Origin of the sequence: Jannaschia sp. S6380 (assembly GCF_023015695.1) — a bacterium.
In the GTDB taxonomy this organism is placed as follows: domain Bacteria; phylum Pseudomonadota; class Alphaproteobacteria; order Rhodobacterales; family Rhodobacteraceae; genus Jannaschia.
Window position 1 is genome coordinate 2,131,880 of the sequence record NZ_JALKAS010000001.1, and the last position, 22,663, is coordinate 2,154,542.

Consider the following 22,663-nt stretch of genomic DNA (forward strand, 5'->3'; position numbering starts at 1 on the left):
CCTCCGCCCGCTTCGGCCGGGACGCTGATCGCGTCCTTGCCGGAGATCTTCGATGCGGACGCGACGCTTTCGGCACTGGACGATGCCGTTCGCGCGGGCGGCGACGTCATGGCCACGCGGCGGGCGGTGGTGTCCATCCTTCGCGCGGCGCGGGCCAGGGGGCGCGACGCGATCCAGGCCGGGTTCGCGGACGATCCGACGCGGGCGCGCCGCGTCACCCATTCCTACGCGCATCTGACCGATCGCCTGGTGCAATGCGCCTGGCTCGTCGCCACGCGGGCCCTGCACCCCTGTCCCAACCCGACCGAAGGCGAGCGTTTCGCGGTTCTGGGCGTCGGGGGATACGGCCGGGGCGAGATGGCGCCCTTCTCGGATGTGGACCTGCTGTTCCTGACGCCCTGGAAGGTCACGCCCCGGACCGAGAGTGTTGTCGAGACCATGCTCTACATTCTGTGGGATCTGAAGCTGAAGGTCGGTCACGCCACGCGCACGGTGAAGGATTGCGTGCGCCTGGGCGCCGAGGACTACACCATCCGCACCTCCCTGCTGGAGCGTCGACTGATCTGCGGCGACGCCGACCTCGGCGCTACCCTGGCCGAGCGGCTCTGGTCCGACCTCTTCGACGGGACCGTCGCCGAGTTCATCGAGGCCAAGCTGGAGGAGCGCGACGAACGGCACCGCAAGCAAGGCGGGCAACGCTATATCCTGGAGCCCAACGTCAAGGAGGCCAAGGGCGGGCTGCGCGACGTCCAGGCCCTCTACTGGATCGCCAAGTACCGCTACCGCGTGAAGGAGGCGGCCGACCTCGTGGCGCTGGGCGTGTTCACCGCCGAGGAATTCGACGCGTTCGAGGCGGCGGAGCGGTTCCTGTGGTGCGTCCGCTGCCACCTGCATCTGATCGCGGGTCGGGCGGCGGACCACCTGACTTTCGACATGCAGGTCGATGTGGCCGGCGCCATGGGCTACCGCGACCATGCCGGCCGGCGCGGGGTCGAGCATTTCATGCAGGACTACTTCCGCCACGCCACCCGCGTGGGCGAGTTGACGCGGATCCTCCTGGTCGCGCTCGAGACCGACAACATCAAGCGCGAACCGGCGCTGCTCGGCCTCTTCAAGCGCCGCCGCAAGGTCCGCGCGCCCTATGCCGAACGCCAGGGCCGGCTGGACGTGGCCGACGAGGCGGCGTTCCTGGGCACGCCCCTCAACATGCTGGGCATCTTCGAGGAGGCGCTGCGCACGGGCATGCTGCTGCATCCGCATGCCATGCGCCTGATGGCCGCCAACCGGCACCTGATCGACCGCGACCTGCGCGAGGACCCGGAGGCGGCCAAGCTGTTCCTCGGCCTGCTGCTGAGACACGGAAATCCCGAACGCGCGCTCCGCCGCATGAACGAGCTGGAGGTGCTGTCGGCCTTCATCCCCGAATTCGCGCCCATCGTGGCGATGATGCAGTTCAACATGTATCACAGCTACACGGTGGACGAGCACACCATCCAGGTCATCTCCAACCTCGCGCAGATCGAGCGGGGGGAACTGGTCGAGAGCCTGCCGCTGTGTTCCGATATCCTGGCGAAGGGGGTGAACCGGCGCGTCCTCTACGTGGCCCTGCTGCTGCATGACATCGGCAAGGGCCGTCCCGAGGATCACTCGATCCTGGGCGCGCGCATCGCCCGCGCCGTGGCGCCCCGCCTGCGCCTCAAGCCGCGCGAGGTCGAGACGGTGGAATGGCTGGTGCGCCACCACCTGCTGATGTCGGACATGGCGCAGAAGCGCGACATCGCCGACCCGCGCACCGTGCGCGACTTCGCCAAGGCGGTGAAAACGCGCGAGCGGCTGGACCTGCTGACTGTACTCACCGTCTGCGACATCCGCGGCGTCGGCCCCGGCGTCTGGAACAACTGGAAGGCGCAGATGCTGCGCGCGCTGCACCGCGCCACCGCCGCCGCGCTGGAAAACGGGCTGGAGGACGTCAACCGCGAGACCCGCGAGGCGAAGGCGAAGAAGCTGTTCCGCGACGCCCTGCCCGACTGGACCGAGGCCCGCAGGCGTGCCGAGATCGCCCGCCATTACGGCCCCTACTGGCAGGGCGTGCCCACGGCCGCGCAGGTCCGCTTCGCGCAGATGCTGGACGGGCTGGGCGACGACGAGGTGCGGGTGGAGCTGGAGGCCGATGCCGACCGCGACGCGACCCGCGTGCTGATGGCCTGCCAGGACCATCCGGGCATCTTCTCGCGCCTGGCAGGGGCGCTCAGCCTGGTGGGCGCCAATATCGTCGACGCGCGGACCTACACCTCGAAGGACGGCTTCGCGACCAGCGTGTTCTGGCTGCAGGACGGCGACGGCCACCCCTACGAGGCGTCGCGCCTGCCGCGCCTGCGCGCGATGATCACGAAGATCCTGCGCGGCGAGGTCGTCACCCGGCTGGAGCTGGAGGGCCGCGAGATCAAGAAGCGCGAACGCCGCTTCCAGGTCGCCACGAATATCAGCTTCGACAATGAGGGCTCCGACATCTACACGATCATCGAGGTCGACACACGCGACCGCCCCGGCCTCCTCTACGACCTGACCCAGACGCTGGCGGCGGCGAACATCTCGATCTCCCAGGCCGTCGTCGCGACCTACGGCGCGCAGGTGGTGGACTCGTTCTACGTCAAGGACCTGTTCGGGCTGAAGCTCATGTCGAAGTCCAAGCAGGACGCGCTGGAACGCAAGCTCCGCGCCGCGATCACGAAGGCCGCGGAACGGGCGGGGGCATAGTAGAGGCGTACCCGACCTCCAAAGCCCACCTCTACGGCAACCTGTCAGCTGGTGGGGAAATCGCGAGCGATCTTGCGCAGGAAATCCATGCGCTGGGAATCCGGAAGCTTCTTCATCGCAGGCCAGACGACGTCCGAGTACCTCTGGTTGCTGGACGCCGTGCGACGGGGCGCGGAGGTCGTCGATACGGGATGCGAGGGGATGCGCCGGTATCATCCGGATGGACGCCCGGTCACGGACTGAGGCAGGGATGGACGAGCGCATCGAACTTGCGCGTACTGGGCCTTCGCCATCGGGTTCCGACTGGCAGCGCCGGGAAACGATCCGTCCCGGCGCATGACGCGATGAATGCGGACATGGCGCTTCGCCACCTCGATGTGCCTGCCATCCGCCACGGGGCCGAACAATACCATTCACGCCGCCTGCCGGAATCTGTAGGGCTGCGCCCGACTGTTCCGGAGACCGCTGCCATGATCCCTTCCGCCGAAGCTCTCTGACGTGATGTCCCACCCATGATCCGTGGCTTCCTCACCGTCGGCGGTTGGACGCTGATGTCCCGTATCCTCGGGTTCGCGCGCGATATCCTAATCGCGCGGTTCCTCGGCACGGGCGCCGCGGCGGAGGCGTTCTTCGTGGCCTTCTCGCTGCCCAACATGTTCCGCCGCTTCTTCGCCGAGGGCGCATTCAACATGGCCTTCGTCCCCCTCTACGCCAAGAAGCTGGAGGGCAACCCGGCCGAGGCGGACGCCTTCGCGCGCGACGCCGTGGCGGGCATGGTGATGGTCCTGACGCTGTTCACCGTGGCGGGGATCTTGTTCATGCCGGCGTTGGTCCTGGCCATGGCCAGCGGGTTCGCCGAGGACGCGCGTTTCGGACTGGCCGTCACCTATGGCCGGATTGCGTTCCCCTATATCCTGCTGATTTCGCTGGCCGCGCTGGTCTCTGGCGTTCTCAATTCGAACGGTCGCTTCCTCGCCGCCGCTGCGGCGCCCGCGCTTTTGAACGTCGTGTTCATCGCGGCGATGCTCGGCGTATCCCTGCGCCCCGACCTCTGGGCCTGGCTCGAGGCGCCGACGCAATCGCGGATGGTCGGGCGGGCCCTGGTCTGGGCGGTGCCGCTGGGCGGGCTGCTGCAACTGGGCCTCGTCTGGTGGGCGGCGGCGCGGGCCGGGCATCGCCTGCTGCCGCGCCGTCGGCCCCGCCTCACGCCGGATCTGAAGCGGCTGCTGGTCATCGCGGCGCCCGCCGCACTGGCCGGGGGCGTGGTGCAGGTGAACCTTCTGGTCGGCCGCCAGGTGGCCAGCTATTTCGACGGTGCGGTGGCGTGGTTGAACTACGCCGATCGGCTCTACCAACTGCCTCTCGGGGTCGTGGGTATCGCCATCGGCGTGGTCCTCCTGCCCGACCTCGCGCGACGGGTCCGCGCGGGCGACCGGGCGGGTCAGCAGGATGCCTATTCCCGCGCCTTCGAGTTCTCGTGGCTCCTGACCCTGCCCTCGGCGGTGGCGTTGCTGGTGGTGCCCTGGCCCCTGGTCGAGGTCCTGTTCGAGCGGGGCGCCTTCGACGCCGACGACACCGCCGCCACGTCGCTGGCGCTGATGATCTATGCGCTGGGCCTTCCGGCCTTCGTGCTGCAGAAGGTGCTGCAACCCCTCTACTTCGCGCGCGAGGATACGCGTCGGCCGCTGAACTACGCCGCCGTCTCGCTTCTGGTGAATGCGGGCGTGGCCATCGGCCTGGTCGTCTGGCTTGGCTGGGCCGCCGCCGCGCTGGGCACCACGCTGGCCGCCTGGGCGATGGTCGTCCTGTTGGTGCGGGGCGCGCGCGGGCTGGGCGACGTCGCGACGCTCGATGCCCGCGCCCGCTCGCGCGGCTGGCGTATCGCGGTCGCGGCGGCCCTGATGGGGGTGATCCTGTGGATAACGAACCTGATGCTGGGTCCGATGTTCGGCGGTCCGCTGCGCGGGTTGGCGCTGGCCATCCTGGTGGGTATGGGCATCGTCAGCTATTTCGCCTTCGCCCAGGCGATCGGCGCGGTGCGGCTGCGCGAATTGCGATCGTCGCTGCGCCGTCAGCGCTGACGCAGCCTGTCGCGGATGCGGTGCATGGCGCCGGGAAAAAGCAGCGCCGCCATCCCGTAGCCCGTCGCCGCGCCGGCCAGGTCGGCCGTCCAGTCGGGCACCCAACCCAGGTTCCGCGCGATGAGCAGGCCGAAGACCGGCTGGATCGCCAGCAGGAACCCGATCAGCAGGAACGCCCGCGACGGATCCGCCCGCGTCAGGCCCCGCTGGGTCAGATAGGTGAATGCTCCGATCAGGCCGTAGGCGGCCGGAAAGCCCCCGATCAACGGGGCGCGCGTCTCGAACAGAAGGAGATAGGCGAGCGCCCCGCCCAACGTCGCGGCGAAGAAGATCGCGGCGAAGCGCCAGGCGGGGTAGACCGGCGCGACGACGTTGCCAAGTGCGAGCACGAAGACCGCGACGAAGGCGGTATGCGTGAAGCCGCCATGCACGAATGGATAGGCCACGAAGCGCAGAAGCTGCCCAAGCGGGGCCTGACCCGTCTCGACCATCCAGTCCCAGACCTGTTCCGAGACGGCGAAGGACTGCATCGCCGACAGGCGCCAGCCGACGCCCTCGGCGCCACCGACGAAGCCCGAGGCCCCGGCCTGGAAAAGAAGCTCGATCGCGACCATCGCGCCGGCGAGGGCCACGACGATCGGCGGCAGGGCGTTGAAGGGGCTTTGCTGGCGGGGGTCCATCATGGCGGGCCTCGTTGACGGCGATTGCCCCGCTGGCTAAGCGATGGCCCGACCCGAGACCACCCCTGCCGGAGGCTTTGATGGCCCAGTTCACCCCGCGCGTCTTCTCCGGCATCCAGCCTTCGGGTGGATTGACGCTGGGCAACTATCTGGGGGCGATCACGAAGTTCGTGGCGACGCAGGACGCGGGCACGCATGAGACGGTGTTCTGCATGGTCGACCTGCATGCGATCACCGTGCCGCAGGCGCCCGAGACGTTGCGGCACAACACCCGCGAGCTTTGCGCGGGGTTCCTGGCGGCGGGGATCGATCCGGAAAAATCCATCCTCATCAACCAGTCGCAGGTGCCCGAGCACGCGCAGCTCGGCTGGGTGTTCAACTGCGTCGCGCGGATGGGCTGGATGGGTCGGATGACCCAGTGGAAGGACAAGGCGGGCGCCAATGCGGAAGGCGCGTCGCTGGGCCTGTTCGCCTATCCGGCGCTGATGGCGGCGGACATCCTAGTGTACCACGCGACCCACGTGCCGGTGGGAGAGGATCAGAAGCAGCATATCGAATTGACGCGGGACATCGCGGCCAAGTTCAACCACGATTACGGCGTCGACTTCTTTCCGGAGGTCGAGCCGGTGATCGAGGGCGTGGCGACGCGGATCATGTCGCTGCGCGACGGGACGCGGAAGATGTCGAAGTCGGATCCGGTGGATGCGAGCCGGATCAACCTGACCGACGACGCCGATACGATCGCCCGGAAGTTCCGCAAGGCGAAGACCGATCCGGACCCGTTGCCGGGCGCGCCCGAGGGGCTGGATCAGCGGCCGGACGCGCGCAACCTGGTCAATATTTATGCGGCGCTTTCAGGGGCTTCGGTCGCGGATGTGCTGGCGGCGCACGACGGACAGATGTTCGGACATTTCAAGCAGGAGCTGGCCGATCTGGCGGTGGCGAAACTGTCGCCGGTGTCCGACGAGATGGCGCGGCTGATGCGCGACCCGGCCGAGATCGACCGCATCCTGGCCCGGGGCGCCGCGCGGGCGCGGGAGATCACGGTCCCGATCCTTGAGCGGACCTACGAGATCGTGGGCATGGTGCGGTAGGGACAATTCTTCGCATTTCGTCCGGGTGGCGGACGGGGTTGCGTTCGACCCCATATTTTCCTGGCCGAAACGCGTGTCACCCCCCGTGCACCCGGCGTACACCCCCCGTACAGACACGGATGCACCCCCCTGCGCGCGGAGGGGGGCCGCGGCGCAACGGCGGGTGTTCGGCGTTACGGCGTCGGGATTCGGGACGTTGGGCTTCGGTTCGCGCCGTCGGCTTGCAACGTCGTCGGCCGGCGCGGGTCCGGTGCGGGGCGATGCCGTTGCCGGGGCCCTCGCGAGGGGGCTGGTCACGACATGATCCGTTTCGCCGTCCATTCGCTCATCTTACTTATCGCGACGGCCCTGACGCAGATCGGCGGCCTGGCCTGGATCGTCGCACTCCTCTTCCGGCGAAGGCTGATCGCGTTCGCGGGGGTCTATGCGGCGCTGACGGTGGCATCGGTGTGGATCGCGCCGGGCTTCGGGCGGGTCGCGCTCGATTGCTTCGACGACGGGCCGCTTCGGGTCCAGAGCCCGCTCTATTGCGCGCTCAACCGGACCTACGTGACGCCGGAACTCGAAGGCATATTGGTCGAGACCGCCGAGGAGATGGACCGGCGCTTTCCCGGCACGGTGACGTTGGTCCTGGATGCGAACTTTCCGTTCCTCGACGGGTTTCCGCCTCTGCCGCACCTTTCGCATGACGACGGCGAGAAGGTGGACCTCGCCTTCTTCTACGCGGACGGGACCGGGTATCGTCCCGGCGCCACGCGATCGCCGATCGGCTACTTCGCGTTCGAGCAGGGTCCGACGGAATGTTCCGGGGACTGGCCGACGCTTCGCTGGGACCTCGACATGCTGCAGCCGTTCTGGCGCGATTACCGATCGGACGACGCGCGCAACAGGGCGATCCTGCGGATACTGTCCGAGGACGCGCGGGTCGGGCGGATATTCGTCGAGCCGCACCTGGTCCGGGCGCTCGACCTGTCGCTTCCGGACATCCGGTTTCAGGGATGCCGGGCCGCGCGGCATGACGACCACATCCACCTTCAGCTACGATGAACGGCGGTGTCGGGCGGGCCTGACGGCGAAGAACAGGCCGATTCGGGCGAGATGTAGGTCGCACCAGCCGCGTGCCGTCATGCGGGGGGAATGGCCGGTGGTACGGTGCAGGAGGCCGGGTTCAAGGACCATCCCGAGGGCGATTATGGCCGCGAAGGCGCACTTGAAGTCGTTGGCGTGGTTGCGGATCGGGCCGACCGGCAGGAGGACGATCGTCGGGCCGGAGATGGAGATGGCCCCCAACGGCAGGGTCCGGTCCCGCCGCCACCGCAGGAGGATGGCGAGCGCCGTCGTCCGCATCGCCGGGCCGTCGTGCGCAATTTCGAGCGCCTGTCGGGGGGCGACCGGTCGTTCCTGGCCGGGCCGCCCGCCTCCCGTCGGTATCCCGCGGGGCATCGGCCGGCGGTGCGCCGCTAGCGAACCGCCATGCCGTCGGCGTCGAAACGGTGCACGTCGGTCGGGGCAGCGGTCATGCGAAGGGGCGCGCCGGGGGTCAGGTCGGTGTCGCCGGTGAGCCGCATCGTAACGCGGCCGGCGTCACCGCATTCGGCGATGACGTAGCTCTCGGCGCCCAGATATTCGATCACGTCGACCGTGCCGTGAAGCGGGCCATCGCCCGGCGCCAGATGTTCGGGGCGGATGCCCACATGCCGGGCGCCCCCGGCCCAGTCGGGGACGGCGACAGCGGGCATCACGTTCATCCGCGGCGAGCCGATGAATTGCGCCACGAAGAGGTTCGCGGGCCGCTGGTAGAGTTCGCGAGGCGTGCCGACCTGGGCGATGCGGCCCGCCTCGAGCACGACGATGCGGTCGGCCAGGGTCATCGCCTCGATCTGGTCGTGGGTGACGTAGATCATCGTGGCGCCGAGGGACTGGTGCAGCTTGGCGATCTCGTAGCGCATCTCGACGCGCAGGGCGGCGTCGAGGTTCGACAGCGGCTCGTCGAAGAGAAAGGCCGCCGGGTCGCGGACGATCGACCGACCGATCGCCACACGCTGACGCTGGCCACCCGAGAGGTCCCGCGGCCGCCGGTCGAGATAGTCGTCCAGGCGAAGGACACGCGCCGCCTCCTCGACCTTGGCGGCGATCTCGGCCCTGGGGATACCGGCGGCACGGAGGGGGAAGCCCAGATTTTCACGCACGGAGAGGTGGGGGTAGAGGGCGTAGGACTGGAACACCATGGCCAGGCCGCGCTTCGACGGCGGCTCGGCCGTGGCGTCGCGGTCGCCGACCATGATCCGGCCGCGGGACGTCTCCTCCAGCCCGGCGATCATCCGGAGCAGGGTGGATTTGCCGCAGCCCGAGGGGCCGACGAAGATCACCAGTTCGCCATGTTCGACGGCCAGGTCCACGCCCTTGATGACCTGCGCCTGGCCGTACCATTTCTCGGCCCCGACAAGTTCGATGGATGCCATCAGTCCGCCCCCCGCGCCCAAGTCAGCCAGATGGCGGCCGTCCAGGTGAAATCGCCTCCGCCGCAGGCGGTGCCATCGGTCGGGTCGAAATACTCGTTGAAGCCGCCGCCCCGGATCAGCGCCGCGGTGTCGGATCGCAGCCGCTCGGCGCGCGACCCGTCGAGACCCATCGCGATCAGCGCGTTGAGGAAAGGCCAGGCCGGCCCGCGCCAATAGCGCCGCGCGTCGAAACCGGGTCCCTCGGGGTCCGACGATGGCAGGCCGTAGCGCACGGCATCCCAGATCCGGTCGAGATGGGCCGTCAGCGGGGGGCGGCCCTGTCCGGCGAGGAAGGCCAGCATCGCGCCCGTGCCCAGGGTCCCGGCGAAGCGGCCACTGCGCATGTCGCGCGCGTCGTAGGCCCCCAGCGCGTCGTTCCAGATCACGTCGCAGCCGCCGGCGAGGATCGGCATCCAGGCTTCGATCTCGGCCACGTCGCGGCCCAGGGCCCGGCCGAGCGCGGCGAGGTCCGAATGGGCGCGCATCAGGATGAAATGCGTGCCCGGATCGGCCATCAGGAACGGCCCGTCGTCGACGATGCGGGACTGGTCCCAGCCGACGTCGCGGCCGAATTCCACCAAGGCGACGTAGCGGTCGTATTCCTGCCGGGTCGGACGCATGGAGGCGTCGACATGCCCGGTGTCGCGCCGCTGATAGGGGGCGACGCCGGAGCCATCGACGGCAGCGAGGCCGATGTCCCAGTCGGGGCAGTTGTCGCGCCCCGATTCCCAGGGGTGGGTGACGCAGGCGACCCCCTGGCGGACCCGATGGATCATGAACCAGCGGTGCCAAGACAGGAGCCGGGGATAGAGCGCGGCCAGGCGGCCTTCATCGGGGCTGCGGTCGTGGACGAGGCGGGCCATGGTGGCCGCGACGGGCGGCTGGGTGATGCCGGAGGACGCCGGCATGGTGCCCGAGGCCCAGACCTCGGGGCCCGGAAAATAGCCGGGGTCGGGGCGGTGGAACAGGATGTGGGGCACCATCCCGTCATCCCACTGCCCGGTCATCAGCGTCTCCAGCTCCGTCCACGCGCGGGAGCCGTCGAAGGTGGCGAAACCCCAGGCCGCGAAAGCCGAATCCCAGTTCCACTGGAATGGATAGAGGCCACGCGTCGGCACGGTATAGCCGCCCCGGTCGTTGACGCGAAGGATGGCGCGGGCGCGCGCGTCGAGGTCGAACGGTGTGTCTTCCATGGTCATCCTTTCACCGAACCCGCCGTCAGGCCTTTGGTCATGAACCGCTCCAACCCCAGGAACAGGGCCATGATCGGCACCGTGGCGATGACGGATCCGGCCATCAGGTGCTGGCGCGGGATCTCGGAGGAGTTGAGCGCCGCGATCCCTCGGGTCAGCGTGAATTTCGACGGATCGTCGAGCAGCATGAAGGCCAGCAGAAACTCGTTCCAGGCGATCATGAAGACGTAGAGCCCGACCGAGGCGAGTGCCGGAAGCGAGAGCGGCAGCGTGATCTTCCAGATGACCTGGAGGCGCGACAGGCCATCCATCAGCCCGGCTTCCTCCACCTCGGCGGGCAGGCCGCGGAAATAGCCCTGCAGCATGTAGAGCGCGACGGGAATGGTGGTGACCGGATAGATCAGCAGGATGCCGAAGATGCTGTTGCGCAGGCCCGTCAGACTGAACGCGATATAGATCGGCAGGGCCAGCACAATCAGCGGCACCATGTAGATCAGAAGGATCGCCCGGCTGAACGCCGCCTGGCCGCGAAAGCGGAGCCGCGCCACCGCGTAGGCGCCCGGGATCGCGAAGGACAGCGTCACGAGGACGGTGACGACCGAGATGAAGGCGCTGTTCATCATGTAGAGGCCGAAGTCGAACTGCGTGAACAGCTCCTCGTAGGAACGGAACAGGTCGCGTCCCCGTGACAGGTCGATCCCGAAATCGAGGGGGTTGGCCACCTGCTCGGCCCGCGACTTGAAGGAGGTCATCAGCATCACCCAGAAGGGAATGGCGACGATGGCGGTGAAGAAGATGTAGCCGAAGCCCGTCAGGAAGCGGATCACGGCCGCCTCGAAGGCGTGGCGGTCGTTGGCGCCGGGCACGAGGCCGGCGAGCGTCGCGCGCAGCGCCAGGGCCAGCGCGCCCCCGAGGATCGCCGCGCCCACCGCCTGGGCCGCCGTCCCGGCTGCCTGCGTCATCGGGGGCAGCAGGCCCAGAAGGCAGGCCGCCGCCACCAGGATTCCGCCGGCCCGGACGCCCGCCCGCCCCATCCGCAGCGCCAGCACACCCGCCGCCCCGCCCCAGAGAAGCGCGGCACCGATCGCGGGCCGGAACGCGCCGCCGGTGGCGAAACTCATGCCCACGGCGACCGTCACCGACAGGGTGACGAGCCAGAGCGCGCCGAGCAATGCGGCGGCCACGTCGCCCCGGCGAAGCAGGCTCACAATCCTTCCTCCCGGCTGATGAAGCGGAAGAACAACGCCGAGAACAGCAGAAGGCAGCCGAAGATCACGACCGCCACCGCGGCGCCCGCGCCGATGTTCGAGATGGCGAAGGCCTGTTCGTAGACGTTGACGGTAAGCGTGCGCGTGCCGGCATTGCCGCCGGTCAGCAGGAAGATGTCGTCGAACTTGTTGAACGTCCAGATGAAGCGCAGAAGGAACAGGACGGACAGGATGCCGAGAAGCTGTGGCAGCGACAGCCAGGCGAACTGCTGGAAGGGCGACGCGCCGTCCATGTCGGCCGCCTCGTACATGTCGGCCGGGATCGACTGGATCCGGGCCAGGATGAAGAGGAACGACAGCGGGAAGTAGCGCCAGATCTCGAACACGGTGACCATGATGAGGGCCAGGGGACGTTCGCCGAAGAAGTTGATCGCGTCCTCGGTCATGCCCATCCGGATCAGGAGCGCGTTGGCGCTGCCCGAGAAGGGATCGAAGAGGATGATCCAGGCGAAGGCCACGGCGATGACGGGGGCCACGTAGGGAAACAGGTAGAGCCCGCGCAGGATGCCCTGCCCCCGGAACGACTTGTCGAGCAGGAGCGCGGCGAAGAGGCCCATGACGATCGCGCCGATCGTGCCCACGACGGTGTAGAAGAGCGTGGCGTAGAGCACGTCCCAGAATTCCGCGCCGTCGAAGACGCGGGCGAAGTTCTGCAGCGTGAAGGTCGCGTCGGTCAGCACCGAGGTGGCCTCGGCCGTGGTCGCGGGGGCAGTGTCCTGCACCCGCAGCGCCGGGTCGAAACCGGGGCCGGCGGTCACCGGAACCTCGATCCGTTCGCGCCATCCGCCGGGCACCTCGCCGAAGGTGCAGGTCAACCGGTTGTCGGCCATGGCACAGGGTTCGGGAAGCGAGCCCGGCGTCAGGCCAGGCGGGACGGCATCGGCGAACGAGACCCCCCGCAGCGGCCGGTCGGGCGAGGAGTTCCTGAGGCGGAAGCGCCAGGTCCCGGCGTCACCCGGGGCCTCCACGCGGCGCAGGTCCTCGCGCAGGACGAGCGCGGGCGGGCGCAGGTCCGAAAGCTGCACCGGTTTCACGCTGATCCAGAAGATCGCCAGCAGCGGCAGGATCACGACCGCCGAGACGATCAGCACCGTCGGCATCAGCAGACCCCAGGCCAGCCGGGCCTCGCCGCGGGCGAGCGGGCCGCGTCCGCGGGGCGGACCCGCGACCGGCACATCGGCGGGCGTGCCCGAAACGGGCACGGGATCGGGCGCCGGGGCCTTGCTGGGGATCGGATCGGTCATGGCACCGGGCCGGAGGGCACGCGCGGCGCCCCCCGGCACCTCCTCACTCGACGGCGGCGATCGCGTCGTTGAGCGCGGCGACGGCGGCCTCGCCCTCGATCTCGCCGTCGATGTACTGGCGCACGACGCGGTTGATCGCCTGGCTGTTGATGATCCGCGAGGCGGTGGCGAGTTGCCCCTCCTCGACGCCCCAGCGCTGCGCCACGTCGAGCCCGGCGACGATGTCCTCGATCACGGCGGGGTCATAGAGTTCGCCCAGCGGCGCGCGCCGGTCGACGCCCACGTCGAGCGTGGCCCAGAGGTCGGTGAAGGCGGTCGGATCCTCGGCGGTGCCGCGCCGCACCGGGAACTTGCCCTCGGGCGCGATGGAGAGCGTGGCCTCGTAGCCTTCGGACATGGAGTATTCGACGAACTCCATCGCCGCCTCGGTCGCCGCGTCGGCGGTGATGCCGAAATAGCGGATGTCCCCCCAGGCCGCGCCGTCGGGGTTCGAGGGGCCGGCGAAATTGGTCACGATCCCGGTGCGCGACGCCAGCTCGGACGAGGTCGGGTCGTCGGTGATCGTGGGCGGGGTGCTGTCGCGCAGGCCGGCCAACTCGTCGAGGATGAAGGGGGACCAGATGATCATGGCCGCGTTGCCGGAAAAGTAGAGCGTGCGCGACTGGTCCCAGTAGAGCTCGCCCTCGGGCGAGGCGTCGGCGATGGCCTTGTAGAAATCGAGGACCTCGAGCGTCGGCGCCACCTCCAGTTCCGCCACGCCGTCGTCGTCCACGACGCTGACGCCGTTGGCCAGGAACACGTGCTCCAGCACCTGGCTCATGAAGTTCTCGTCGACCTTGGTGGCGGCCACGAAGCCGTACATTTCGGGCGGATTGTGCAGCGTCTCGATCGCGGCGAGGACGTCGGCATAGCTGTCCGGCGCCTTCAGCCCGGCCTCTTCGAACAGGTCCTTGCGATAGACGATCATCTGCGTCCAGCCATCCACCGGAACCGAGGCATAGCCCCCGTCGACGGCCGCCAGCGAAAGCGCGCCCTGGCTGAACGTCTCGGCGCCCAGATTTTCGACCGCGTCGGTCGCGGCGTCCGTATCGAGGATGCCGGCCTCGGCCCAGGGCAGCGCGTATTGCAGCGGGTGATAGATCACGTCCGGCAGGTCACCGGCGGCGAAGGCCGCGGTGGCGCGGGTGCCGAGGTCGGATTCGGTGACGGGGATCACCTCGACGGTGTGACCCGTGGCCTCGGCGAAGGCGGCGGCCATCTCCTCCTGCAGGGCCAGGCGTTCGGGCTGCTCCTCGGTGGTCCAGAAGCGCAGCGTCTCGCCATGGGCATCGGCCAGCGCCGCCCCCGTGCAGAGGGCCAGCGCGGTACCGGCGAAAAGAATGGATCTCATGAGTCGTTCCTCCCAGTGGACTCGGGTGATTCCGCCGCAGCTGCGCCGCGGTCGGCATTCGGCGACGCGCCTGCCCCGCACGAGGCCGAGCCCCGATCGAGGAAGGTCGCGGGCATCGTCTCGCGCAGCGTCTCGGGCGGCTCGCCCCGGACACGGCGGATCAGCAGGTCGGCGAGCCGGGCGCCCGCGCGGTGCCAGTCGACCGCCCAGGTGGCCAGGGGCGGTTCGGCATGCAGCCCCTCGGGGTCGCCATCATAGCCCAGGACGGCCAGGTCGCGGCCGATGACCAGGCCACGGTCGCGGGCCGCCCGCCAGGCGCCCAATGCCGCGCGGTCGAGCGCGTAGACCAGCGCCGTGGGCGGCGTGGCCGCGTCCAGAAGCGATCCGGCCGCCGCCGCGCCGTCGGCCCGATCGAGCGCGCCGCGACGGATCATCGCCTCGGGCAGGTCCAGACCGGCACTGCGCATCCCGTCACGCAATCCTTCCTCGCGCAGTGCCGAATAGGTGTAGTCGGGATGCCCGCCGACATAGGCGATGCGCCGGTGGCCGCGTCGGGCCAGCAGGATCGCGGCCGCGCGCATGGCCGCGGCGCCGTCGACGTCGAACCAGGCGCATCCGTCCGGGTCGCCATGACCGCCGAACAGCACGAAGGGCGTGTCGACGGCGCGCAGCATCGCCACCCGCGGATCGTCCCGCCGGGTGCGGGGGAGCACGAAGCCGTCGACCTTCCGTTCGTCGAGGAGCCGGCGGTAGGTGTCCAGGGACGCGCCGAGCGGGGCCGTAGCGACCGTCAGCGTCCAGGCCTCCGCCGCGGCGCCCTGCGACAGGCCGGCAAGGAAATCGGTCAGAAAAGGACGGTGGGCGTCGTGCTCCTCGGTCTCCAGCACGAGCCCGATGGCGCGGCATCGCCCGGTGCGAATCGCCTGCGCGGTGCCCAGCGGCACGTATCCCATACGTTGAGCCACGCGGCGGACGCGTGCGCGGGTCCCGTCGGCGATGTCCGGATGGCCGTTCAGCGCGCGGCTGACGGTGCCCTTGGTGATGCCGATCTCGGCGGCGACATCGGCGATCCGGACGCGCCGGGGGCGACTTGGGGTGATGTCGAGGCGACCCTGCATGCGGAATGCTAGGTTTCAGAAACCGGTTTCGGCAACTGTTTTTCGGTCGGGTCCGGTCCATCGGGATTCGGCTCCAGCGACCGCGTCGTTCGGATGGGTCCGCCCGCCGTGTTCGGCAGGCGATGCACGACGTCACTAGATCGACCATTCCGGGCGGACGTTCGGCATCGCGGTCTGGATGTAGCCGGGGGTGAAGCGCATGAATTCGCGGACCAAGGGGCGGGCGTGGCTTTCGGGCGCGGCGACGATCCAGAACGGGACGGCGAGGTCGGGTTCGGTGAAACAGAACGTCAGTTCGGGTTCGAGGTCGCCGATGCCGCGGGGCAACAGGCCGATGGCATCGCCCATGCGCAACAAGCCCACCATGCCCGCCGGCTCGTCCGGGCGGACGATGCCGCCCGCCGGGGTGACACGGGTCTGAAGGGTGCGGATCGGTTCGATCTCGGCGGTGCGGTCGGAATAGCCGGCATAGCGGTGGCCGGCGAGGTCCGTCGAGTTCGCGGGGGTGCCGTGCCGGCTGAGGTAGTCGTCGGTCGCGTAGAGGCCCCAGGGATGGGTGAAGAGCTTGCGCGCGATCAGGGTGTCGCCTTGCAGGGTCACGCCGGGGCGGAAGGCGACGTCGACCTCGCCCTCCTCCAGCGAAAGGGTACGGTTCGACGTGTCGAGATCGAAGCGCGCCTCGGGGACGCGGTCCTGGAAGGCGCGGATCAGGGGCACGAGATAGGGCGTGACCGTCGTGTTCGCCGTCAGCCGGATGGTTCCCGAAAGACCGCGGGCCAAGACACCCGCCTGGCGGGCGAGGGCGTCGGCCGTGTCCTGCATCGCCTGCGCCGAGGGACGGAGGTCGAGCGCGGCCGGCGTCGGGATCGCGCCGCGCGCGCCGAAGTCGAAGAGGTGCAGACCGAGCGCGGTCTCCAACCGGGCGATGCGGCGACTGACGGTGGTCTGGTTGGTCGCAAGCTCGCGCGCGGCGGCGGCGGCGGAACCGTGGCGCAGTACGGCGAGGAAGGTGCGGATGTCGGACCATTCGTACATGGCGTTCCCCCGGGGGCTGCGAAAACGCAGATCCGCTCCACAGGAAACACAATTCCCGCGGCGCCGCAATCGGCGTGCAATGGCGGTGTCCCGCACGGACGGGGCGTGAAGACGGAGAGCACCATGAAACGCTTGATCCTGGCCGCCCTGGCAGCGGCGACCCTGGGCGCAGGCCCAACCCTTGCAATGACCGGACCGCCCGCGGGGATGATCCTGCCGTCGCTGGACTTCCCCGAGCCGCCCACGCCCGACACGACGCGGGACGCCACCGGCACGGACTGAGGGGCGCGTCGCTAGAGCTTGAGGTGCCGGGCGCGCGCGCCGCGTTCGATCGCGGCGGCGTGCAGGGTGTCGATCTCGAACTCGTAGCGGATCTCGCGCAGCAGCCGCAGTTCGGTCTGGCGCAGCGCGCCGTCGGCGGCGGCCACGTCGCAGGCGAGCGCGTAGGCCGTCTCGTGGTGGGTGGCGGGCAGCGCGGTGCGGATCAGTCCGAAGATCGCGTCGAGCCCGTCCTCCTCCTCCAGCAGGTCGAAGACGGTCTGGGCGATTCCCTCCATCCGGTCCTCGTCGAAATCGGCGAAGATCGGCAGGTGGTTCACGATCGACTGGATGGTCAGCAGTTCGGACGTGCGGATGGTCGCGTCGGAGGCCGAGACGGTGATCATCAGCGCGACGAGCGCGTCCTGCGCGGAAAAGGCGGTGTCGGTCATCTGGCGCTCCTTTGGGAGGGATTTATTGACGGGGCGGTGGGGCCGCAATAGGTGCGGTTCCGCTTCAACCCCGAGGACGTTCCCATGACCAGCTTGCGCGACGCGGCGATGACATCGAAGGCCTGGCCGTTCGAGGAGGCGCGCAAGCTGTTAAAGCGTGTCGAGCGGCAGTCGAAGGACCATGTCCTGTTCGAGACGGGCTACGGTCCGTCCGGCCTGCCGCATATCGGCACCTTCGGCGAGGTGGCGCGTACGACGATGGTGCGCCGCGCGTTCGAGGTGATCAGCGACATTCCGACGCGGCTGATCTGCTTTTCCGACGATCTGGATGGGATGCGGAAGGTGCCCGACAACGTGCCCGACCCGGCCGGCCTGCGCGCGCATCTGCAGAAGCCGCTGACATCCGTGCCCGACCCGTTCGGCACGCATGAGAGCTTCGGCCACCATAACAACGCGATGCTGCGGCGGTTCCTGGACACGTTCGGGTTCGATTACGAGTTCGTATCGGCCACGGAGTTCTACGGCTCGGGGCGGTTCGACGACGTGCTGCTTCGCGCCGCAGCGCGGTATGACGATCTGATGGCGATCATGCTGAAGACGTTGCGCGAGGAGCGTCGGCAGACCTATTCGATCTTCCTGCCGATCCATCCGGAGACGGGGCGTGTCCTCTATGTGCCCATGAAGCATGTGGACGGGGCTGCGGGGACCGTGACCTTCGACGACGAGGACGGGCGCGAATGGACGCTGCCGGTGACGGGTGGCCAGGTGAAGCTGCAGTGGAAGCCCGATTTCGGGGCGCGCTGGGCCGCGCTGGGCGTCGATTTCGAGATGTACGGCAAGGACCACGCCGCCAACACGCCGGTCTATGGCGGCATCTGTCGGGCACTGGGCGGGGTGCCGCCGGAGAACTTCACATATGAGCTGTTTTTGGATGCCGACGGGCACAAGATCTCGAAGTCGTCGGGCAACGGGCTGTCGATCGACGAGTGGCTGACCTACGCGGCGACCGAGTCGCTGTCGTACTTCATGTATCAGAAGCCGAAGACGGCGAAGCGGATGCATTTCGACGTGATCCCGAAGGCGGTGGACGAATATCACCAGCAGTTGCGCGCGTTCCACGCCGCGAACGATCCGGACCGACAGGCGGCGAACCCGGTGTTCCACATCCATGGCGGCGACGTGCCGGTATCGGACATGGTGGTGCCCTTCTCGATGCTGCTGAACCTGGCGAGCGTGGCCGGGGCGGAAAGCAAGGATGCGTTATGGGGATTCATAAATCGTTATGCACCCGACGCGTCGCCCGAGGCGAACCCGCAGATGGATCGCGCCGCCGAGGGGGCGGTGCGCTATTACAACGATTTCGTTAAGCCGGTTAAAATTTACCGATCACCGACCGAGGCCGAGCGCGAGGCCCTGGCCGAGCTGCGCGACCGTTTGCGCACCTGGAACGGGCCGGTGGATGACGAGGCGCTGCAGGGCGTGGTCTATGACGTCGGGCGGGCGCGGTTCGACCCGATGCGCGACTGGTTCAAGGCGCTCTACCAGGTGCTGCTGGGCGCCGATCAGGGGCCGCGCTTCGGCGGGTTCATCGCGCTTTACGGCGTGGCCGAGACGGCGGACCTGATCGACGCGGCGCTGGCGGGGGGGTTGGGCTAGGCCCCGCTTCCGCAAGGGGAGGCGATGGAAGAGCGCGAGGTCACGTATCACGTCCTGACGGCGAAGAACGCGCCGACGCTGCGAGGGGCGGACGTGTTCGACAAGGCTGTCGACCCGGACATGCTGTCGGCATTCGTGTCGGATACGGGGCATGAGATGATCTTCGCCGCGACCGGAGCGGACGTCATCGGCTTCGCCTCGGGCAACGTGCTGCTGCACCCCGACAAGCCGCCCGCCTTCTTCGTGAGCGAGGTCGGGGTCGAAGCGGCGTGGCGCCGGCAGGGCATCGCAACCGCGTTGGTGGATCGTTTGATCCGCCTGGCGCGGGATCGCGGATGCAGGGGGATCTGGCTGGCGACGGAGACCGACAACGTGGCGGCACGCGCGCTCTATCGCCGCCTGGCCGCGCGGGAGACGGGTGCGGTGGTCGTCTATGATTGGGACGGCGCGATGGACGAATGAGGGGCCGGACCGCCGTGACATGAAACTCTGCCGCGATTGATCCGTGACTGCGGGGCACTAGGGTTTGAACGCAGGAGGGTGCGACATGAAGGTTCTGGCGACGGTGATGGTTCTGGCGGCCTCGGCCGTGCAGGCGGACGAGGGTGCGATCCGCGGCGTGATCGGCGACCAGATCGAGGCGTTCAAGGCCGATGATTTCGACACCGCCTTCACATACGCGGCACCGAATATCCGCGGGATGTTCGGCACGTCCGAGAATTTCGGCACGATGGTGCGGCGGGGCTATCCGATGGTCTGGCAGCCCGGATCGGTCGAATATCTGGGTGCGCGCGACAACGGCGCGACCTGGCGGCAGGAGATCCTGATCACCGACGGCGCGGGGCGCTTGCACAAGCTGGCCTATCTGATGGTCGAGACACCCGACGGCTGGAAGATCGCCGGCGTGCAGATCCTGGCCGCGCCGGAGGTGGGCGCCTGAGCCGCACCGGTCGCACGGGCCGGAACTTAACCATCCGTTAACCGCTCGGGCCGAGTTTTCCCGACATGACGCCGGACCAGCCCGGCGCCGGCAACACATTCGAGGACCGTTCGGGCGCCGAGGCGCCGGGGCGGTCCTTTCTCGTTTCTGCGGAACTTCGGAAGGGCACGGATATGAACAAGGCGATCACCGACGGACTGACCCTGGCGCCCCCGGCCTTCGCGTCGGGGCTGGGCGTCTGGTCCAGCTAGGATGGGCTGCCCGGATCGGACACCTATGCCGAGAAGGACAACGCCGCCATCGTCCCGGCGGATCAGGATTTCGGCGGCTGCCTGGAACTGGTCAAGACGGCCAATGTGCAGAAGATCCGATGGATGGGTGCGACGCCGATCCTTCCGGGCTGCTACTATCGGATCACGGTGCGGGTGAAGGCGGTGGCCGGGAACCTGCCGCGCGTGCGGGCCGCCGCAACGCCGGTCAAGGCGAACGGCCAGGTCGCGAGCGGGCCCGTCACCCATGGCGCGGAGGTGCCGCTGAATGCCTATGGCCGCATCGCCACGGTCACCGCGATCGTCGGCACCGGCAACCGCGGCGGCGTGGACATGGCCTGGGACGCGGGCGTCGCCTATGCCCATCTGGGTTTCGACCTGGTCGGCGGCAACGGCGGATCGGTCCGGGTGGACGACATCGCCGTCGAGGACGTCACCGGGGCCTTCCTGCGCGACATGATGGACTGGGTCGACGTGCGCGACTACGGCGCGAAGGGCGACGGGACGAGTGACGACACGGACGCGTTCCACGCCGCCGACGCGGCCGCGGAGGGGCGGTCGGTGCTGGTGTCGCGGGGCGTGTATCGCCTGGAGGATCACGTCACGTTCAACGCGCCGGTGCGGTTCGAGGGACGGGTCGAGATGCCCGTGTCCAAGCGCCTGAGCCTGACGCGGAACTTCGAGCTGAACAGCTATGTCGATGCGTTCGGCGACGAGGAGGAAGGATTCCGCCGCGCGATCCAGGCCCTGTTCCACTTTACCGATCACGACACGCTGGACATGATGGGCCGGCGTGTGTCGCTGACGCAGCCGCTGGACGTGCAGGCGGCCGTCCATGGCAAGGACACCTATGCCAACCAGCGGTCGATCCGGAACGGACAGCTGGACATCCGCGACACGCCGGCCTTCGACACCGAGACGGTCACCGCGGGCTGCGATTTCGATCCGGCCGACCCGCGCGAGCTGTCGAACGTGGCCAATGTCGCCAACGTGCCGGTCGGCGCACTGGTGACCGCCGCGCAAGGCGTGGGGCGCGAGGTCTATGTCTCGTCGGTCGACGTGAACCGCCGGACCGTGCGCCTGAGTGCCGCGCTCTGGGGGGCGCCGGGACGGCAGACCTATACGTTCCGCCGGTTCAAATACGCGCTGGATTTCAGCGGGTTCAGCGTGTTGCAGCGGTTCTCGCTCGAGAATGTCGAGTTCCTGATGGCGGATCGGTGCTCGGGCATCCTGCTGCCGACGGGGGGTCTGATCTTCCACGTCAAGGACTGCTTCTTCACCGGCCCGCGCGACCGCGCGATCACCAGCCATCACGAAGGCTGCCAGGGCATGCTGATCGACCGGTGCCAGTTCCTGTCGAGCGAGCAGGCCAAGGACGTCCCCGACCGGCACACGATCGCGTTCAACGTCAACAAGAACGACGTCAAGGTGCGCAACAACCGAGCGGTGCGGTTCAAGCATTTCGCCGTCATGGGCGGGTCGGGCCACATCGTCAGCGGCAACCACTTCTTTCAGGGCGACAGCAACAGCGGCGGGCAGCGCACGGCCGGGATCGTCTTCGCGGAGGCGCAGGCCAAGACGGTCTTCGTCGCGAACTATGTCGACAACTGCTATCTGCAGTGGACCAACGAGCATGACGGCCATCCCGACTTCCAGTCGGAGCTGTCGTTCGGCGGCCTTCAGATCATCGGGAACATCCTGTTTTCGTCGAACGTCACCGCGGGGTACCGCCCGATCCACATCAAGCCTTTCGGGGCCGGGCATTTCATCAACGGGCTGACCATCACCGGCAACAACTTCAAGACCATCCAGGGGCAGGCGCTGGACCGTGTCGATTTCGTCGACACCACGCATGCGCCGCTGGACACGGCGCGCTTCGTCGATGTGAACGTCCATTCCAACACGTTCCAGGCGGTGCGCAAGCAGTTCCAGAACCCGATCACGGCGCCGTTGGTCGAGAATTCGGCCCAGTCGACCTGGGAGTTGGACCTGTCGGACTTCATGCCGTTCGGCGGCGAGGTCCGCGTGGTTACCGCCGTGCAGCCTGACGGGCCGATCCTCGACGCGGCGAACGGGACGGTCTGGACCATGCCCCATGCCCGCGGACAGGTGGGCGGCGACCGCCAGTCTGTCCGCGTGGCCTGGTCGGAGGCGGTGAAGGGCAAGGTCTTCGTCACCGCCCGTTGCGACGCCCCGACCTGAGTGCGCGCAGGGCCGAGTTCGGCATGGCGGCGACTTCGCGCAGGATCGCCGCCATCGTCCGGGTGCCCGTCATGCGCCCGGGCGGCCCCGAGAGCGCGGCGCGTCGCCCCATGAGGCGCGCGATCAGCCAGGCGCGCGGCAGGTGCCAGCGGTTCGAGACCAGCATGATGGCATCGGTTTCGCGCAGGAGGGTCAGTGCGCCCAGGATGTTCTGATGGGTGTTGGCCGACTGCGTCTCGGCCAGCAAGCGATCCGGGGGGACGTCCAGCGACAGGGCGAGGTCGCGGGCGACCTGGGCCTCGGGCGGGCCGTGGCCGCCGCGGCCGCCGGTCAGGCAGATCGCGTCGACGTGCCCGCGCCGCCAAAGGTCGACCGCGTGACGGACGCGCAGGTCGAGCGTGGGCGAGGCGGTGCCGTCGGGCCGGACGGCAGCGCCGAGGACGATCGCGACGCGTCGGCGCATTGGCTGTTCGATGGGCATGACGCGCACCCTGCCCCGGGGGCGGCGCGGCGGGAAGGGGCCGG

General features: G+C 68.7%; 22 protein-coding genes. 11 read left to right on the top strand and 11 right to left on the bottom strand.

The window, feature by feature from the left end; translation table 11 throughout:
- Positions 1 to 24 precede the first annotated feature (24 nt).
- The 3 genes from MWU52_RS11050 to murJ all read left to right on the top strand — a co-directional run bounded on the left by MWU52_RS11050 (position 25) and on the right by murJ (position 4,838).
- Positions 25 to 2,757, top strand: a complete 2,733-nt coding sequence (locus MWU52_RS11050; RefSeq protein ID WP_246952867.1) for a [protein-PII] uridylyltransferase — start codon at positions 25 to 27, stop codon at positions 2,755 to 2,757.
- A gap of 87 nt (positions 2,758 to 2,844) precedes the next feature.
- On the top strand, positions 2,845 to 3,000 hold the full coding sequence (locus MWU52_RS11055) for a hypothetical protein (RefSeq protein ID WP_246951989.1): 156 nt from the start codon (positions 2,845 to 2,847) through the stop codon (positions 2,998 to 3,000).
- Positions 3,001 to 3,269: 269 nt separating this feature from the next.
- Positions 3,270 to 4,838, top strand: a complete 1,569-nt coding sequence (murJ, locus tag MWU52_RS11060; RefSeq protein WP_246951990.1) for a murein biosynthesis integral membrane protein MurJ — start codon at positions 3,270 to 3,272, stop codon at positions 4,836 to 4,838.
- On the opposite strand, the gene MWU52_RS11065 is transcribed toward murJ, so the two are convergent.
- Entirely contained in the window at positions 4,829 to 5,521 is a 693-nt protein-coding gene (locus MWU52_RS11065; RefSeq protein ID WP_348645511.1) for a rhomboid family intramembrane serine protease, read from the bottom strand. The two genes, murJ and MWU52_RS11065, sit on opposite strands and share 10 nt — an antisense overlap.
- A 77-nt stretch (positions 5,522 to 5,598) precedes the next feature.
- On the opposite strand from MWU52_RS11065, the gene trpS reads away from it, so the two are divergent.
- A complete protein-coding gene (gene trpS, locus MWU52_RS11070) occupies positions 5,599 to 6,612 on the top strand; it encodes a tryptophan--tRNA ligase (RefSeq protein ID WP_246951992.1) in 1,014 nt (337 codons plus the stop codon).
- A 300-nt stretch (positions 6,613 to 6,912) separates the two neighbouring features.
- Positions 6,913 to 7,659, top strand: coding sequence for a penicillin-insensitive murein endopeptidase (locus tag MWU52_RS11075; RefSeq protein WP_246951994.1), 747 nt, complete (start codon positions 6,913 to 6,915; stop codon positions 7,657 to 7,659).
- On the opposite strand, the gene MWU52_RS11080 is transcribed toward MWU52_RS11075, so the two are convergent.
- From MWU52_RS11080 to MWU52_RS11115, 8 genes are all read right to left on the bottom strand, one after another.
- On the bottom strand, positions 7,651 to 7,959 hold the full coding sequence (locus tag MWU52_RS11080) for a hypothetical protein (RefSeq protein WP_246951996.1): 309 nt from the start codon (positions 7,957 to 7,959) through the stop codon (positions 7,651 to 7,653). The two genes, MWU52_RS11075 and MWU52_RS11080, sit on opposite strands and share 9 nt — an antisense overlap.
- Before the next feature lie 113 nt (positions 7,960 to 8,072).
- Positions 8,073 to 9,074: an ABC transporter ATP-binding protein gene (locus tag MWU52_RS11085; RefSeq protein WP_246951998.1), complete on the bottom strand. Its 1,002-nt coding sequence runs from the start codon at positions 9,072 to 9,074 to the stop codon at positions 8,073 to 8,075.
- Positions 9,074 to 10,312 (bottom strand): hypothetical protein, encoded by a 1,239-nt coding sequence (locus tag MWU52_RS11090; protein WP_246952000.1) that lies wholly within the window; start codon positions 10,310 to 10,312, stop codon positions 9,074 to 9,076. Before MWU52_RS11090 ends, MWU52_RS11085 begins: the two co-directional genes overlap by 1 nt.
- Positions 10,309 to 11,514 (bottom strand): carbohydrate ABC transporter permease, encoded by a 1,206-nt coding sequence (locus tag MWU52_RS11095; protein WP_246952001.1) that lies wholly within the window; start codon positions 11,512 to 11,514, stop codon positions 10,309 to 10,311. The genes MWU52_RS11090 and MWU52_RS11095 overlap by 4 nt, the downstream gene beginning before the upstream one ends.
- Positions 11,511 to 12,749, bottom strand: a complete 1,239-nt coding sequence (locus MWU52_RS11100) for a sugar ABC transporter permease (protein ID WP_246952871.1) — start codon at positions 12,747 to 12,749, stop codon at positions 11,511 to 11,513. The genes MWU52_RS11095 and MWU52_RS11100 overlap by 4 nt, the downstream gene beginning before the upstream one ends.
- A 112-nt stretch (positions 12,750 to 12,861) precedes the next feature.
- Complete coding sequence (locus MWU52_RS11105; RefSeq protein ID WP_246952003.1) at positions 12,862 to 14,208, bottom strand: ABC transporter substrate-binding protein; 1,347 nt, start codon at positions 14,206 to 14,208, stop codon at positions 12,862 to 12,864.
- A complete protein-coding gene (locus tag MWU52_RS11110) occupies positions 14,205 to 15,326 on the bottom strand; it encodes a substrate-binding domain-containing protein (protein WP_246952005.1) in 1,122 nt (373 codons plus the stop codon). Before MWU52_RS11110 ends, MWU52_RS11105 begins: the two co-directional genes overlap by 4 nt.
- 135 nt (positions 15,327 to 15,461) lie before the next feature.
- Positions 15,462 to 16,361, bottom strand: a complete 900-nt coding sequence (locus MWU52_RS11115; RefSeq protein ID WP_246952007.1) for a LysR family transcriptional regulator — start codon at positions 16,359 to 16,361, stop codon at positions 15,462 to 15,464.
- 123 nt (positions 16,362 to 16,484) lie between these two features.
- On the opposite strand from MWU52_RS11115, the gene MWU52_RS11120 reads away from it, so the two are divergent.
- Positions 16,485 to 16,643: a hypothetical protein gene (locus MWU52_RS11120; RefSeq protein WP_246952009.1), complete on the top strand. Its 159-nt coding sequence runs from the start codon at positions 16,485 to 16,487 to the stop codon at positions 16,641 to 16,643.
- 11 nt (positions 16,644 to 16,654) lie between these two features.
- Here the strand turns inward: MWU52_RS11120 and MWU52_RS11125 are convergent, their stop codons facing one another.
- Positions 16,655 to 17,071: a tellurite resistance TerB family protein gene (locus MWU52_RS11125; protein ID WP_246952011.1), complete on the bottom strand. Its 417-nt coding sequence runs from the start codon at positions 17,069 to 17,071 to the stop codon at positions 16,655 to 16,657.
- 84 nt (positions 17,072 to 17,155) lie between these two features.
- Between MWU52_RS11125 and MWU52_RS11130 the strand changes: the two genes are divergently transcribed.
- From MWU52_RS11130 to MWU52_RS11150, 5 genes are all read left to right on the top strand, one after another.
- The gene (locus MWU52_RS11130; protein WP_246952013.1) at positions 17,156 to 18,727 is read left to right on the top strand and encodes a lysine--tRNA ligase; all 1,572 of its coding nucleotides are present in this window, start codon (positions 17,156 to 17,158) and stop codon (positions 18,725 to 18,727) included.
- Positions 18,728 to 18,751: 24 nt separating this feature from the next.
- Complete coding sequence (locus MWU52_RS11135) at positions 18,752 to 19,189, top strand: GNAT family N-acetyltransferase (protein ID WP_246952015.1); 438 nt, start codon at positions 18,752 to 18,754, stop codon at positions 19,187 to 19,189.
- Between the two features lie 85 nt (positions 19,190 to 19,274).
- Positions 19,275 to 19,667, top strand: a complete 393-nt coding sequence (locus MWU52_RS11140; protein WP_246952017.1) for a DUF4864 domain-containing protein — start codon at positions 19,275 to 19,277, stop codon at positions 19,665 to 19,667.
- Between the two features lie 65 nt (positions 19,668 to 19,732).
- A complete protein-coding gene (locus MWU52_RS11145; RefSeq protein ID WP_246952018.1) occupies positions 19,733 to 19,918 on the top strand; it encodes a hypothetical protein in 186 nt (61 codons plus the stop codon).
- Between the two features lie 123 nt (positions 19,919 to 20,041).
- Positions 20,042 to 22,138 carry a glycosyl hydrolase family 28-related protein gene (locus MWU52_RS11150; RefSeq protein WP_246952020.1) on the top strand — a complete coding sequence of 699 codons (2,097 nt, stop codon included), beginning with the start codon at positions 20,042 to 20,044 and terminating at the stop codon, positions 22,136 to 22,138.
- Here MWU52_RS11150 and MWU52_RS11155 read toward each other — a convergent pair.
- On the bottom strand, positions 22,110 to 22,601 hold the full coding sequence (locus tag MWU52_RS11155) for a YdcF family protein (protein ID WP_246952022.1): 492 nt from the start codon (positions 22,599 to 22,601) through the stop codon (positions 22,110 to 22,112). The genes MWU52_RS11150 and MWU52_RS11155 overlap by 29 nt on opposite strands.
- Between the last annotated feature and the right edge of the window lie 62 nt (positions 22,602 to 22,663).

What these genes read in the sequence shown, in the direction of transcription:
- MWU52_RS11055 (WP_246951989.1), top strand. Translation starts at nt 2,845, where the DNA reads ATGCGCTGGGAATCCGGAAGCTTCTTCATCGCAGGCCAGACGACGTCC.
- murJ (WP_246951990.1), top strand. Translation starts at nt 3,270, where the DNA reads ATGATCCGTGGCTTCCTCACCGTCGGCGGTTGGACGCTGATGTCCCGT.
- MWU52_RS11065 (WP_348645511.1), bottom strand. Translation starts at nt 5,521, where the DNA reads ATGATGGACCCCCGCCAGCAAAGCCCCTTCAACGCCCTGCCGCCGATC.
- trpS (WP_246951992.1), top strand. Translation starts at nt 5,599, where the DNA reads ATGGCCCAGTTCACCCCGCGCGTCTTCTCCGGCATCCAGCCTTCGGGT.
- MWU52_RS11075 (WP_246951994.1), top strand. Translation starts at nt 6,913, where the DNA reads ATGATCCGTTTCGCCGTCCATTCGCTCATCTTACTTATCGCGACGGCC.
- MWU52_RS11080 (WP_246951996.1), bottom strand. Translation starts at nt 7,959, where the DNA reads ATGCGGACGACGGCGCTCGCCATCCTCCTGCGGTGGCGGCGGGACCGG.
- MWU52_RS11085 (WP_246951998.1), bottom strand. Translation starts at nt 9,074, where the DNA reads ATGGCATCCATCGAACTTGTCGGGGCCGAGAAATGGTACGGCCAGGCG.
- MWU52_RS11090 (WP_246952000.1), bottom strand. Translation starts at nt 10,312, where the DNA reads ATGACCATGGAAGACACACCGTTCGACCTCGACGCGCGCGCCCGCGCC.
- MWU52_RS11105 (WP_246952003.1), bottom strand. Translation starts at nt 14,208, where the DNA reads ATGAGATCCATTCTTTTCGCCGGTACCGCGCTGGCCCTCTGCACGGGG.
- MWU52_RS11110 (WP_246952005.1), bottom strand. Translation starts at nt 15,326, where the DNA reads ATGCAGGGTCGCCTCGACATCACCCCAAGTCGCCCCCGGCGCGTCCGG.
- MWU52_RS11115 (WP_246952007.1), bottom strand. Translation starts at nt 16,361, where the DNA reads ATGTACGAATGGTCCGACATCCGCACCTTCCTCGCCGTACTGCGCCAC.
- MWU52_RS11120 (WP_246952009.1), top strand. Translation starts at nt 16,485, where the DNA reads ATGAAACGCTTGATCCTGGCCGCCCTGGCAGCGGCGACCCTGGGCGCA.
- MWU52_RS11125 (WP_246952011.1), bottom strand. Translation starts at nt 17,071, where the DNA reads ATGACCGACACCGCCTTTTCCGCGCAGGACGCGCTCGTCGCGCTGATG.
- MWU52_RS11130 (WP_246952013.1), top strand. Translation starts at nt 17,156, where the DNA reads ATGACCAGCTTGCGCGACGCGGCGATGACATCGAAGGCCTGGCCGTTC.
- MWU52_RS11135 (WP_246952015.1), top strand. Translation starts at nt 18,752, where the DNA reads ATGGAAGAGCGCGAGGTCACGTATCACGTCCTGACGGCGAAGAACGCG.
- MWU52_RS11140 (WP_246952017.1), top strand. Translation starts at nt 19,275, where the DNA reads ATGAAGGTTCTGGCGACGGTGATGGTTCTGGCGGCCTCGGCCGTGCAG.
- MWU52_RS11145 (WP_246952018.1), top strand. Translation starts at nt 19,733, where the DNA reads ATGACGCCGGACCAGCCCGGCGCCGGCAACACATTCGAGGACCGTTCG.
- MWU52_RS11150 (WP_246952020.1), top strand. Translation starts at nt 20,042, where the DNA reads ATGGGTGCGACGCCGATCCTTCCGGGCTGCTACTATCGGATCACGGTG.
- MWU52_RS11155 (WP_246952022.1), bottom strand. Translation starts at nt 22,601, where the DNA reads ATGCGCCGACGCGTCGCGATCGTCCTCGGCGCTGCCGTCCGGCCCGAC.